At 63.2% G+C, this 12,466-nt stretch carries 10 protein-coding genes; 7 read left to right on the plus strand and 3 right to left on the minus strand.

Going from position 1 to position 12,466, the window contains the following annotated elements:
• The first annotated feature begins 141 nt into the window (after nt 1-141).
• Nucleotides 142-1,725 (plus strand): aldehyde dehydrogenase (NADP(+)), encoded by a 1,584-nt coding sequence (locus ACOCG7_RS04815; RefSeq protein ID WP_421377015.1) that lies wholly within the window; start codon nt 142-144, stop codon nt 1,723-1,725.
• A gap of 99 nt (nt 1,726-1,824) precedes the next feature.
• On the opposite strand, the gene ACOCG7_RS04820 is transcribed toward ACOCG7_RS04815, so the two are convergent.
• The 3 genes from ACOCG7_RS04820 to kdgD all read right to left on the minus strand — a co-directional run bounded on the left by ACOCG7_RS04820 (nt 1,825) and on the right by kdgD (nt 5,208).
• Nucleotides 1,825-2,568 carry a FadR/GntR family transcriptional regulator gene (locus ACOCG7_RS04820; protein ID WP_073430890.1) on the minus strand — a complete coding sequence of 248 codons (744 nt, stop codon included), beginning with the start codon at nt 2,566-2,568 and terminating at the stop codon, nt 1,825-1,827.
• 209 nt (nt 2,569-2,777) lie between these two features.
• The gene (locus ACOCG7_RS04825; RefSeq protein WP_073430891.1) at nt 2,778-4,127 is read right to left on the minus strand and encodes an MFS transporter; all 1,350 of its coding nucleotides are present in this window, start codon (nt 4,125-4,127) and stop codon (nt 2,778-2,780) included.
• A 163-nt stretch (nt 4,128-4,290) separates the two neighbouring features.
• Nucleotides 4,291-5,208 carry a 5-dehydro-4-deoxyglucarate dehydratase gene (gene kdgD / locus ACOCG7_RS04830; RefSeq protein WP_073430892.1) on the minus strand — a complete coding sequence of 306 codons (918 nt, stop codon included), beginning with the start codon at nt 5,206-5,208 and terminating at the stop codon, nt 4,291-4,293.
• Nucleotides 5,209-5,423: 215 nt separating this feature from the next.
• Between kdgD and garD the strand changes: the two genes are divergently transcribed.
• From garD to ACOCG7_RS04860, 6 genes are all read left to right on the plus strand, one after another.
• On the plus strand, nt 5,424-7,013 hold the full coding sequence (gene garD / locus ACOCG7_RS04835; protein ID WP_421377018.1) for a galactarate dehydratase: 1,590 nt from the start codon (nt 5,424-5,426) through the stop codon (nt 7,011-7,013).
• 42 nt (nt 7,014-7,055) lie between these two features.
• Nucleotides 7,056-7,898, plus strand: coding sequence for an NAD(P)-dependent oxidoreductase (locus tag ACOCG7_RS04840; protein WP_310120145.1), 843 nt, complete (start codon nt 7,056-7,058; stop codon nt 7,896-7,898).
• A complete protein-coding gene (locus tag ACOCG7_RS04845) occupies nt 7,895-8,836 on the plus strand; it encodes an SMP-30/gluconolactonase/LRE family protein (protein ID WP_421377021.1) in 942 nt (313 codons plus the stop codon). Before ACOCG7_RS04840 ends, ACOCG7_RS04845 begins: the two co-directional genes overlap by 4 nt.
• Before the next feature lie 608 nt (nt 8,837-9,444).
• Entirely contained in the window at nt 9,445-10,446 is a 1,002-nt protein-coding gene (locus tag ACOCG7_RS04850) for a TRAP transporter substrate-binding protein (RefSeq protein WP_073430896.1), read from the plus strand.
• 139 nt (nt 10,447-10,585) lie between these two features.
• Nucleotides 10,586-11,065, plus strand: a complete 480-nt coding sequence (locus ACOCG7_RS04855) for a TRAP transporter small permease (protein ID WP_073430897.1) — start codon at nt 10,586-10,588, stop codon at nt 11,063-11,065.
• A 7-nt stretch (nt 11,066-11,072) separates the two neighbouring features.
• Nucleotides 11,073-12,425, plus strand: a complete 1,353-nt coding sequence (locus tag ACOCG7_RS04860) for a TRAP transporter large permease (protein WP_073430898.1) — start codon at nt 11,073-11,075, stop codon at nt 12,423-12,425.
• The last annotated feature ends 41 nt before the right edge of the window (nt 12,426-12,466 follow it).

Raw genomic sequence — 12,466 nt, forward strand, 5'->3', positions numbered from 1 at the left:
GTGAAGATTAGCACTGGTCCCATTTATTGTAACGGTCACGTAAACCCGAAGTCCTCGCCAGATGGGCGTGTCCGGTTGCATGCGCATCTCGATATGTTGTAGGATGACTTATATCCAAGCGTTCATTCCAAGGAAAGCGAAATGTCTATTACCGGCGAAATGCTGATCGGCCGCCAAGCAGTGCGCGGCGACGAAAAACCACTGTACGCGTTCAATCCCGCCACGGGTTCCAACATCGCCGAGCCGGTTTTCGGCAGCGGCACGGTCGCCCATGTGGCGCAAGCCTGTGAGCTTGCGCAGAAAGCGTTCGACCCGTACCGGCACCTGCCGCTCGGGGTGCGCGCGGAATTCCTCGAACGGATCGCCGACGGCATCACCGCACTGGGCGACGCATTGATCGAGCGCGCGCAGCAGGAGTCCGGCTTGCCGAAGGCGCGCCTCGAAGGCGAGCGTGGCCGCACGACGGGTCAACTCAAACTGTTCGCGCAAGTCGTGCGCGCGGGGCAATGGCTCGCCGCCACACTGGATTCGCCGCTGCCCGAGCGCAAGCCGTTGCCGCGCTCCGATTTGCGCATGCAAAAGATTCCGCTCGGCCCGGTTGCGGTGTTCGGCGCGAGCAACTTCCCGCTCGCGTTTTCGGTGGCGGGCGGCGACACGGCGGCGGCGCTGGCCGCCGGTTGCCCGGTGGTGGTGAAGGCGCATCGCGCGCACCTCGGCACCTCGGAGATGGTCGGCCGCGTGATTCAGCGCGTCGCGCAGGAAATGGACTTGCCGGAGGGCGTGTTTTCGCTGATCGTCGGCGCGGGCAATTCCGTCGGCGAAGCGCTGGTCGCGCATCCGGCGATCAAGGCGGTGGGTTTCACGGGTTCGCGCGCGGGCGGCACCTCGCTGATGCGCGTCGCGGCGGCGCGTGCCGAGCCGATTCCGGTCTACGCCGAAATGAGCAGCATCAACCCGGTGTTCCTGTTGCCGAACGCGCTGGCTCAGCGCGGCGACAGCATCGCGCGCGGTTTCGTCGATTCGCTGGTGCTCGGCGCGGGGCAGTTTTGCACCAACCCCGGCCTGGCGATCGCCGTCGACAGCGACGCGCTCAAGGGTTTCGTCGCGGCGGCATCGGAGGCGCTCGGCGGCAAGCCCGCGCAAACCATGCTCACGTCCGGCATTCACGCGGCCTATGAAGAAGGCGAGGGCAAGCTGGCGGCGATCAAGGGCGTGGAGACCGTTGCGCGCGGCGTCGACGTAACGGGCCCGACACAGGCGCGCGCCGCGTTGTTCGTGACCGACGCGCAGACGTTCCTCGCCACGCCGGCGCTCGAAGACGAGGTTTTCGGACCGGCGTCGACCATCGTGCGCTGCAAGGACGAGCAGGAACTGCTCGCGGTCGCCGAACATTTCGCGGGGCAGTTGACCGCCACGGTGCAGATGGGCAGCGCCGATCTGCCGGCGGCAAAAAAGCTGGTGCCGATTCTCGAACGCAAAGCCGGCCGGATTCTCGTCAACGGGTTCCCGACGGGCGTCGAGGTATCGCATGCGATGGTGCACGGCGGTCCGTTCCCGGCCACGTCCGACAGCCGGGCGACCTCGGTGGGGACGACTTCGATCGAGCGCTTCCTGCGTCCGGTGTGCTATCAGGACTTCCCGGCCGATCTGCTGCCCGAGCCGCTCGTCGACGGTAATCCGTTGAACTTGTGGCGCCGTCGCGATGGCGAAATCACGCGCGGTTAAGCTCGCGGAAGAGAGCTCGCCAACGCGCTTCGTCTGAAAAACAAATGGCCGGGGAAACCCGGCCATTTGCTTGTGCGCCAACCGCTACGAACGCGCCAATCAGCTATTCGTCTCGGCGGCCTCGTTCGCGCGCCTCAACCGCTCGCGGCTGTTGGACAGATGCATGCGCATTGCCGCGCGCGCGCCTTCCGCGTCGTGCCGGGTGATCGCTTCGAGAATGCTTTCGTGCTCCAGATTGACGAGCGACAGATACGCATCCGGCTCCGCGCGCGCAATGCCCGCCGAGTCGAGCCGGTTGCGCGGAATCAGCGCGCTGCCCATTTGCGTGAGGATGTCGACGAAATACCGGTTGCCGGTGGCGCGCGCCACCGAGATATGAAACTGCAGATCGGCGTCGACGCTGTCGAGCCCGTTGTGGCGCGTGGCCTCGATCGCGTCGAGCGCGGTGCGCATGCGCGCGAGGTCGTCGGGCTTGGCGCGCTGAGCGGCGAGGCCCGCGCATTCCGTTTCGAGGCTGATGCGCAGTTCGAGGATCGACAGCACGTCGCGCAAGGTGGTGGCGGGCACCATGTCGATGCCCAGCTTTTCGCGCTGCGGCTCCAGCACGAAACTGCCGATGCCGTGGCGCGTCTCGATGATCTTGCCGGCCTGCAAGCGCGAAATCGCTTCGCGGATGACGGTGCGGCTCACGCTCAGCGTGACCATCAGTTGCGATTCGGTGGGCAGCTTGTCGCCTGGCTTCAAGGCGTTGGACGCGATTTGGTCGGTGACGTAGCCGACGACAAACTCGGCGAGATTGCGAGCGCGTCGTGGCGGTGCCGCGGACGCCAGTGGTGTAGCCATCGAAAACGCCCCTTAAATCAGATAGATGCAGATACTTCCTGCTATCTATTATACCGTCGTCTGACGACTGATTATATAAACGCCGGATCATTTTCAGCGCCGGCCTCAGGCCTGAAGCCGGCGCGTGGATTCGGGCGTCGCGGCCGGCAGGCCATCATGGCCATGCCGGCCACGCAAGCACGCCGGAAGTACGATCGCTAGCCGGCCGCTCAGCGCGGACGCAACTCCACCCGCTTGATGTCCTTCACGATCACGAGGTAGCTGAACACGGTGAGCAACGCGTTCACGCCGACGAACACCAATGCGCCGTTGAACGAACCGCTCTTCGCGACCAGATAGCCGATCACGATCGGCGTGACGATGCCGGCCACGTTGCCGAACATGTTGAAGATCCCGCCCGACAGACCGACTGCTTCCTTCGGCGACGTATCGGCAACCACGGCCCAGCCGAGCGCGCCGATGCCCTTGCCGAAGAACGCGAGCGACATGAGCGCGACGACGATCCAGTCGGTCGAGACATAGTTGCAGCCGATGATGCTGACCGACAGCAGCATGCCGCCGACGATCGGCACCTTGCGCGCCACGGTGAGCGAATGGCCGCGCCGGATCAGCGAGTCGGACAGAATGCCGCCGAGCACGCCGCCGGAGAATCCGCAGATCGCGGGCAGCGAGGCCACGAGGCCCGCCTGCAGGATCGTCATGCCGCGCGCCTGCACGAGGTAGATCGGAAACCAGGTCAGGAAGAAGTAAGTCAGCACGTTGATGCAGTACTGGGCGAGATAGACGCCGAGCAGCATCCGGTTGGTCAGCAACTGACGCACGAGAGACCAGCCGCCGGCGCGCGCGACGTCGTCGGGGCGGGCTTTCGCGTGGCCGTTCACCACGCCGCCGCCCTGTTCGATGTATTCGAGCTCGGCGGGCGACACGCCCGGATGATCGGCGGGGTTCTTCATCACCTTGAGCCAGGCGAGAGCGAGCAGCAGCCCTGCGCCGCCCATCACCACGTACACCGTGTGCCAGCCGAACGCATGCGTGAGCCAGGCCATCAACGGCGTGAACACGACCGCGGCGAAGTATTGGGCCGAATTGAAAATGGCGGACGCGGTGCCGCGTTCATTCGTGGGGAACCAGCTCGCGACGACCTTGGCATTGGCCGGGAACGCCGGCGACTCCGCCGCGCCCATCGCGAAGCGCAGCACGAACAGACCCGTGACGGCGGCAGCGGCGCTGCCGAGCAAACCGATCGAGCTTTGCAGCAACGTGAAGAGCGACCAGAAGAAAATGCTCGCCGCGTAGACGCGCCGCGCGCCGAAGCGATCGAGCAGCCAGCCGGCCGGCAACTGCGACAGCACGTAGGCCCAACTGAACGCGGAGAAGATATAGCCCATCCGGATCGCGTCGAAGCCGAACTCGGCGCGCATCGCTGAGCCGGTCACCGAAAGCGTCGCCCGGTCGGCGTAATTGAACGTGGTAATCACAAAGATCAGCAGCAGGATCGCGTAGCGGACTTTGGTGCGCTTCGCGACTTGGACGGAACTCGCCGTGCGGCTCATTTCCATGGTCATCTCCTGAATTTTTATACAAGGGAGCGGGCTCCCTGGCTCTATTGCTTCGCCGGCGGCGCTTCATTCAGAAGCGCCGCCGGCGCATTCGTGTTGCACAAAGCGCCCGGTAACGTTGCCGTCCCGGGCGCTCAAAACGATGCGTGTTGCGCCGACTGGGTTATTGCGGGCCGAGCGCCTTGATGAGCGCGTCGAGCCGGGTCATTTCTTCTTCGGTCAGATCGGTCAGCGGTGCGCGCACCGGACCGGCGCTATGGCCGACAAGCTTGGCGCCCGCCTTCACGATGCTCACCGCGTAGCCCGCGCGGCGGTTGCGGATCGCGAGGTACGGCAGGAAGAATTCGTCGATCAGTTTGCCGACGGTGGCGTGGTCGTCCGAGGCGATCGCGCGGTAGAAGTCCATCGCGGTCTTCGGAATGAAGTTGAATACCGCCGACGAATACACCGGCACGCCCAGCGCCTTATAGGCCGCCGCATAGACTTCCGCGGTCGGCAGGCCGCCGAGATAGGAAAAGCGATCGCCCAGACGGCGGCGGATCGTCACCATGTTCTCGATCTCGCCCACGCCGTCCTTGAAGCCGATCAGGTTCGGGCAGCGCGCGGCCAGCCCTTCGAGCATATCGGCGTTAAGCTTGGAATTCGCGCGGTTGTAGATGATCACGCCCATGTTCGGCACGGACTTGCAGACTTCTTCGGCGTGCGCGGCGATGCCTTCCTGGCAGGCTTCCGTGAGGTAATGCGGCATCAGCAGGATGCCGTTCGCGCCGTGGCGCTCGGCTTCCCGCGCGTATTCGATCGCAACACGCGTCGGGCCGCCCGCGCCGGCGAGAATCGGCACCTTGCCCTTGCAGACTTCGGTCGCGGTGCGCACCACGTTCGTGTAGTCGCTCCTGGTCAGCGAGAAGAATTCGCCCGTGCCGCCCGCGACGAACAGCGCCGAAGCGCCATAAGGCGCGAGCCATTCGAGACGCTCGGCATAGGTGTCGGCACGGAAATCGCCATTGGCGTCGAAGTCGGTAATGGGGAAGGACAAAAGGCCTTTTGAAACGATCTGCTTCAGTTCCTGCGGTGTCGTCATGATTGAGTATCCAGAGCGTCGAATAGAGGTAAATAGACAGAAATCAAGATTTCTTATACGTCATCGTACAACAAGAAATCGGCTAACTCAACGCTGATTTCGCGGCATAATGCGTGTCCTAGGGTAAATACGGAACGTCTGCGCGACATTTCATGTTGTAGGATGACGTATGAATCTGGCGCAGCAGGCGTGAAACGCCATTAAGGATCGATGCAATGGAACAACCCCCGCTCTATATTCGCGTTCACCCCAACGACAACGTCGCGATCGTCGTCAACGACGGCGGGCAGGGTGAAGGCGCAGTTTTCCCCGATGGTCTCGTATTGCGCGAGCGCGTGCCGCAAGGGCACAAGGTCGCGCTGGCCGATCTGGCCGAAGGCGACGAGGTCATCCGCTATAACGTGGTGATCGGCTATGCGCTCAAGGCCTTGCCCAAGGGCAGTTGGATCAACGAACACGTGATCCGCATGCCGAACCCGCCGGGGCTCGAGGATCTGCCGATCGCCACGATCAAGGCGCCGGAGATGCCGCCGCTCGAAGGCTTCACGTTCGAGGGCTACCGCAATGCCGACGGCTCGGTCGGCACGCGCAATATTCTGGCGATCACGACCACGGTGCAGTGCGTGGCCGACGTGGTTGAGCATGCGGTCACGCGCATCAAGGCCGAATTGCTGCCGAAGTATCCCAATGTCGACGACGTGGTGAGCCTCGGCCACACCTACGGTTGCGGCGTCGCGATCGACGCGCCCGACGCGATGGTGCCGATTCGCACCGTGCGCAACATCAGCCTGAATCCGAATTTCGGCGGCGAGGTGATGATGGTCAGCCTCGGTTGCGAAAAGCTGCAGCCTGAACGCCTGATGCCGCCGGGCACGATTCCGATTGCCGCGGCCGCCAATGTGGCCGAGGTCGCGGACATCGGCGACGTCGCAGCCGATCTGAACGGCGACGTGGTCGTGCTACAGGACGAGGCGCACGTCGGTTTCCAGTCGATGATCGAGTCGATCATGAAGATGGCCGAAGGTCATCTGAAGCGGCTGAACAATCGCCGCCGCGAGACCTGTCCCGCGTCCGACCTGGTGGTCGGCGTGCAATGCGGCGGCAGCGACGCGTTCTCGGGGCTGACCGCCAATCCCGCCGTGGGCTTCGCAACCGACCTGCTGGTGCGCGCCGGTGCAACCGTGATGTTCTCCGAAGTCACCGAGGTGCGCGACGGCGTCGATCAACTGACGGCGCGTGCGGCCAACGCGGAGGTGGCGGCGGCGATCATCCGCGAAATGCAGTGGTACGACGATTATCTGAAGCGCGGCGGCGCGGACCGCAGCGCGAACACCACGCCGGGCAACAAGAAGGGCGGCTTGTCGAACATCGTCGAAAAGGCGATGGGGTCGATCATCAAGTCGGGCAATTCGGCGATCTCCGGCGTGTTGTCGCCCGGCGAAAAGGTCCGCCAGAAGGGCCTCATTTACGCGGCCACGCCGGCGAGCGATTTCATCTGCGGCACGTTGCAGGTCGCCGCCGGCATCAACCTGCATGTGTTCACCACCGGCCGCGGCACGCCGTACAGTCTCGCGGAAGTGCCCGTCATCAAGGTCGCCACGCGCTCGGATCTCGCGCGCCGCTGGCATGATCTGATGGACGTCAACGCGGGCACCATCGCAACCGGCGCCGCGACCATCGACGAAGTGGGCTGGGAACTGTTCCGCCTGATGCTCGACATCGCCAGCGGGCGCAAGGAGACTTGCGCGGAGAAGCTCAAGCTCCACAATGCGCTGACGCTGTTCAACCCGGCGCCGGTGACCTGACCTGACAGCCGTTAAGAAACAACGAAGACATCGACTAGAGACATGACCGATTCGAATCCTGACCGCGCCGCGGCGCGAAAACCTTTCCGCCGCCTTCTGCTGACCGGCGCCGCCGGCAATCTGGGCACGCAGTTGCGCGGCGCGCTCGCGGCATGGGCCGATATCGTGCGCGTGACCGATATCGCGCCGCTCGGCGACGTGGCGGCGCACGAGGAAGCATCGACCGTCGACCTCGCGAATGAAGCCGCCGTTCATGCACTGCTCGAAGGGGTGGACGCGGTGATCCATCTCGGCGGCATTTCCGTCGAGGCGCCGTTCGAAGCTCTGCTCGAGGCGAACATCCGCGGGCTGTACAACCTGTATTCGGCCGCGCAGAAGCAGGGCGTGAAGCGCATCGTGTATGCGAGCTCGAATCACGCGGTGGGTTTTCATCCGGTGACCTCGGTGGTCGATATCGACGCGCCGTTGCGCCCCGACAGTCTGTATGGCGTGACCAAGTGCTTCGGCGAATCGCTGTCGCGCTACTACTTCGACCGCTTCGGTCTCGAGACGGTGTGTCTGCGGATCGGCTCGTCGTTCGAGCAGCCGAAGAATCCGCGCATGCTCGTGACGTATCTGAGCTATCGCGACTTCATCGAGCTGGTGCGTTGCTCGCTGTTCACCAACCGGGTGGGACATGCGATCGTCTACGGCGTGTCGGATAACCGCACCAAGTGGGTGGACAACACGAAAGCGGCGTTTCTCGGTTTTCGTCCGCAAGACAGTTCGGTCGAGTTCGAGCACCTGTTTCCGGTCACGGCTCCCACTGCTGATTTCGACGATCCGACCCAGCGTTTTCAGGGCGGCGCGTTCGTGCTTGCCGGTCCGATGGAGCCGAAGCGGTGAGCGCGACGGCGAACCCGCGCGTGGAACGAGTCGAGGGAGCAGGGCAGGCGCCCGCGCTGGTCGGCGAGAGCCCGGTGTGGCGCGCGGGGGAGCAGGCGCTTTACTGGGTGGATATTCCGGCGCGGAAGATCGTGCGGCTGCGGCTCGACTCGGCGGAGCGTTCCGAATGGTTGCTGCCGGAGAAGGTGGCCTGCATTGCGTTCGATCGTCGCGGCACAGTGCTGGCCGGCTGCGAGACGGGCCTTTTCGCGGTCGCGCTCACTGAAGCAGCGGCGAGCGATACACCGGGCGGCGAACCGCTGAAGGCGACGGCACGCAAGCTGGCCGCGCCCGCATTTCCGTTCGATGACATGCGTTTCAACGACGGCCGTTGCGATCGTCAAGGGCGCTTCTGGTCCGGCACGATGGTGCAGGACATGGCGGCCGCCAATCCCGCCGGCGCGCTGTATCGGTTCGATGAGCGCGGCGTGTTGTCCGGGCCGGTCGTCGACGGGCTGATCACGCAAAATGGCCTCGCCTGGTCGCCGGATGGCGCGACGATGTACCTCTCCGATTCGCATCCTCTGCGCAGGCAGATCTGGGCGTTCGACTACGACGTCGAGTCAGGCGAGCCGCGCAACCGGCGCGTCTTCGCCGATCTGAACGACCACGCGGGCCGTCCCGACGGCGCCGCGGTGGATGCCGACGGCTGCTACTGGATCTGCGCGAACGATGCGGGTCTGCTGTTGCGCTTCACGCCGCAAGGCAGGCTCGACCGGCGGATCGCCGTGCCCGCCACCAAGCCGGCCATGTGCGCGTTCGGTGGGCGCGAACTCGATACGTTGTTCGTCACGTCGATTCGTCCCGCAACGGGCGCGAGCGAACATGACGGACACCTCTTCGCCGTGCGTCCCGGAGTGGCGGGGTTGCCGGAGCCTGAATACGCTGGCGACCTGTAAGCGGCGCTTGCATCGGTGTTGCGTCGGGAGTCGCCCTGGCGCAACACCTTCACCCATATTCATCACTCGTCGTACAACATCGTGGCGTAAAGCCCCGATCGTATCTCTCGGCTTCGCTACGAAAAACATAGCGCATCTCATGCGCTGTATTCGCTATCCATTTCTCCCTGCCAAGCGTACAGGCACGCCTTGAGTGCCTTATCGGTCATTCATGCCGAGCGCGTTCGCTGTGCGGGTAACTACCGTCTGTACAAGTCAAAACTCGTTTTATAGACTTCGTGCGTCGTCGTACAACGTATAAGCCCAAACAGATTCCTTTCTTCGAATTTCGAGACGGACAGGGCGGGCAACGTATCTATCTCGTGCGCGAGCCTTCGCGAATGAGCTGCATGCCGACGCAGTAGAAGTAAAAGAAGTCGAGTTGTCTGACAGGAGTGTTGGGTATCCGTGCCGGGGACGTTGCGCGGGCCAGCACGGCGAAACGCGCGTCATACCCGCCAGGGCCGAGCGCGTGAGCCGGGAGACGCATCAAAACCATGTCACATCCGGGAGCGGCCTCAACGAGCGGCCCTCCGCGATTGGATGATCTATTTTCAAGGAATGTCACGATGAACAAGAAGTCTGCCTCTTCTCGCATTTGCCGCCTTTCGCTGCTTGTCGCGGCCTCCGTGCTGGCATTTAGCACCGTGTCGGCGCAGGCGCGCGTGTTCCGTGTGTCGGACGTGCATGGCGACACCTATCCGACCAACATGGCCGTGAAGTACATGGGTGAGCAGATCAGCAAGGCGACCGGCGGCAAGGATTCCGTGAAGGTCTTCGGCAACAGCGCGCTGGGCTCCGAGAACGACACGATCGACCAGGTGCGCATCGGCGCGCTCGACATGACTCGCGCCAACGGCGCCGCGTTCAACGAGATCGTTCCCGAATCGATGATTCCGTCGCTGCCGTTCCTGTTCCGCGACATCGACCACTTCCGCAAGGTGATGTACGGCCCCGAAGGCCAGAAGATTCTCGACGCCTTCAAGGCGAAGGGCATGATCGCGCTGACGTTCTACGAGAGCGGCGCGCGTTCCATCTACACGAAAAAGCCGATCCATTCGCCTTCCGACATGAAGGGTCTCAAGGTGCGCGTTCAGCCTTCCGATCTGATGGTCGACGAAATCAGGGCGATGGGCGGCACGCCGACGCCGATGCCGTTCGCCGAAGTCTATACGGGCTTGAAGACGGGTCTCGTGGATGCCGCGGAAAACAACCTGCCGTCGTACGAGGAGACCAAGCACTTCGAGGTCGCGCCGGTGTACTCGGAAACCCAGCATTCGATGACGCCGGAAGTGCTGGTGTTCTCCAAGAAGATCTGGGACACGCTCACGCCGCAGCAGCAGGAGATCATCAAGAAGGCGGCCGCCGACTCGGTGCCGTATTACCAGAAGCTGTGGACCGCGCGTGAAAACGACGCAAGCAAGGCCGTCACCAAGAACGGGGCGTCGATCGTCGCATCGTCGCAGATCGATCGCGCGGCTTTCGTCAAGGTGATGCAGCCGGTGTGGGCGAAGTACGAAAAAACCCCGCAAATGAAGCAACTGGTCGACGAGATCCAGGCAATCAAATAAGGCTCGTATAGCGGATACGCCGTAGCGGAGAAAAGCCCGATAAACAAGGGCTTTTCTTCGTGCGATCCGCTGAACCGGCGACGTCCAGCGGGATGACTGGATATTAAAGACGGATGCGTCGTATGCAAGGATGGGGTCAATGAAATTCATGAAGCGACCAAATGATTTTCTATTCCGCGTGCTGGTGATCGTGGCGTCGGTGAGTCTCGCCGTGCTGAGCCTGCTCGTGATCTACGGCGTCGTGATGCGCTACGTATTCAGCGACGCGCCCGATTTCGTCGAACCGATCGCGCTCTTGCTGGTGATCGTGATCGCGATGTTTGGCGCCGCGCTCAAGGTCCGCGAGAGCGGCCATATCGGACTCGACTCGCTCGTGAAGAGCCTGTCGCCCAAAGGCCAGGTCGTTGCGGAGGCGTTCCAGCATCTGTGCCTGATCGCGTTGGCCGTGGCCATTTTCTTCGGCAGCCTGCAGATGGCGGAGACCACGATGGAAGACCGGATTCCGATTCTGGGCCTGCCCGAAGCGCTGCGCTACGTCATTCCGGTCATCGCCAGCGTCTGCATCGCGCTGTTCTCGTTCGAGCATCTGCTGGCGCTTTTCGCCAGAAAAAACAAATAGAACAATCATGGAACTTGCCCTTCTCTCCATTAGTTTTCTCGTCTTCCTCGTTCTCGGGGTGCCTGTTTCGTTCGCGTTGGGGCTCTCGTGCGTCCTGACCTATCTGTATGAGGGCTTGCCCGCGGCCACCGCGATGCAGTCGATGGTGTCGGGAATGAACGCGTTTTCATTCCTCGCGGTGCCGTTCTTCATTTTCTCCGGCGAACTGATGCTGCACGGCGGCATCGCCGACCGCATCCTGCGTTTCGCGCAGGCCACGGTGGGGCATTTCCGCGGCGGGCTCGGCATGGCCAACGTGGTCGCGTGCACGCTGTTCGGCGGCGTGTCCGGTTCGCCCACGGCGGATACGTCCGCGATGGGCGGCGTGGTCATTCCGTTGATGAAGCGCGAAGGCTACAGCGCGGCGTACGCGGTCAACGTCACGACCCATTCGTCGCTGGCGGGCGCGTTGATGCCGACCTCGACGAACATGATCATCTACGCGTTCGCGGCGCAGGGCATCACGGGGACGCTGAACGGGCATCAGATGAGCGGCGTCTCGATCGGCGACCTGCTGTTCTCCGGTCTGCTGCCGGTTCTGTGGGTGATGGGTTTCGTGCTGATCGCCGCCTACTGGCAAGCGGTCAAGCACGGCTATCCGCGCCGTCCCGACGGCTCGACCGGCGTGCAGCGCTTTCCCGGCTGGTTCGCGGTATGCCGCACGTTCCTCGGCGCATTGCCGGGCCTGATGGTGATCGCGATCATTCTGGTCTGCGTGGCCAAGGGCATTGCGACGGCGACCGAAGCGGCGGCGATCGCGGTGGCCTATTCGCTGGTGCTGACCATCGTCGTGTATCGCACCATGACGCTGAAGAAGCTCTCGTTCGCGCTCGCCAAGGCCGCCAAGACGACCGGCGTGGTGCTGCTGCTGATCGGCGTGTCGAACATGCTGCGTTTCCAGATGGCTTATCTGGAGATTCCCGACGCGATTGAACACATGCTCAACGGCGCGACGAGCATCCCCTGGTTGATGCTGCTGTACATCAACCTGATTCAGATTTTCCTCGGCACGTTCGTCGACATGGCGGCGCACATCCTGATCACCACGCCGCTGTTCCTGCCGATGGCGATGCACAGCGGCGTCGGCCCGGTGCAGTTCGGCATCATGATCCTGCTGAACTGCGCGTTGGGCCTCGTGCACCCGCCGATCGGGTCGGTGCAATTCATCGGCTGCGCGATTGGCAATGTGTCGATCGGGGAAACTACCAAGGTGGCGTGGCCTTATTACCTGGCTATCTTCTCCGCGATCAACATCGTCACGTACGTACCGATGTTCTCGACCTGGTTGCCGAGTGTGATCAATGGGCATCCGGTGTTTTGAGCTGAATTCCCGAATTGTCGATTGCGAAGCCGGCGCGCCGC

It is taken from the genome of Paraburkholderia sp. DD10, assembly GCF_049177125.1.
GTDB lineage: Bacteria > Pseudomonadota > Gammaproteobacteria > Burkholderiales > Burkholderiaceae > Paraburkholderia > Paraburkholderia terricola.

Excerpts from the sequence above, each read along its gene's own strand:
- ACOCG7_RS04815 (WP_421377015.1), top strand. The coding sequence starts at position 142 with ATGTCTATTACCGGCGAAATGCTGATCGGCCGCCAAGCAGTGCGCGGC.
- ACOCG7_RS04820 (WP_073430890.1), bottom strand. The coding sequence starts at position 2,568 with ATGGCTACACCACTGGCGTCCGCGGCACCGCCACGACGCGCTCGCAAT.
- ACOCG7_RS04825 (WP_073430891.1), bottom strand. The coding sequence starts at position 4,127 with ATGGAAATGAGCCGCACGGCGAGTTCCGTCCAAGTCGCGAAGCGCACC.
- kdgD (WP_073430892.1), bottom strand. The coding sequence starts at position 5,208 with ATGACGACACCGCAGGAACTGAAGCAGATCGTTTCAAAAGGCCTTTTG.
- garD (WP_421377018.1), top strand. The coding sequence starts at position 5,424 with ATGGAACAACCCCCGCTCTATATTCGCGTTCACCCCAACGACAACGTC.
- ACOCG7_RS04840 (WP_310120145.1), top strand. The coding sequence starts at position 7,056 with ATGACCGATTCGAATCCTGACCGCGCCGCGGCGCGAAAACCTTTCCGC.
- ACOCG7_RS04850 (WP_073430896.1), top strand. The coding sequence starts at position 9,445 with ATGAACAAGAAGTCTGCCTCTTCTCGCATTTGCCGCCTTTCGCTGCTT.
- ACOCG7_RS04855 (WP_073430897.1), top strand. The coding sequence starts at position 10,586 with ATGAAATTCATGAAGCGACCAAATGATTTTCTATTCCGCGTGCTGGTG.
- ACOCG7_RS04860 (WP_073430898.1), top strand. The coding sequence starts at position 11,073 with ATGGAACTTGCCCTTCTCTCCATTAGTTTTCTCGTCTTCCTCGTTCTC.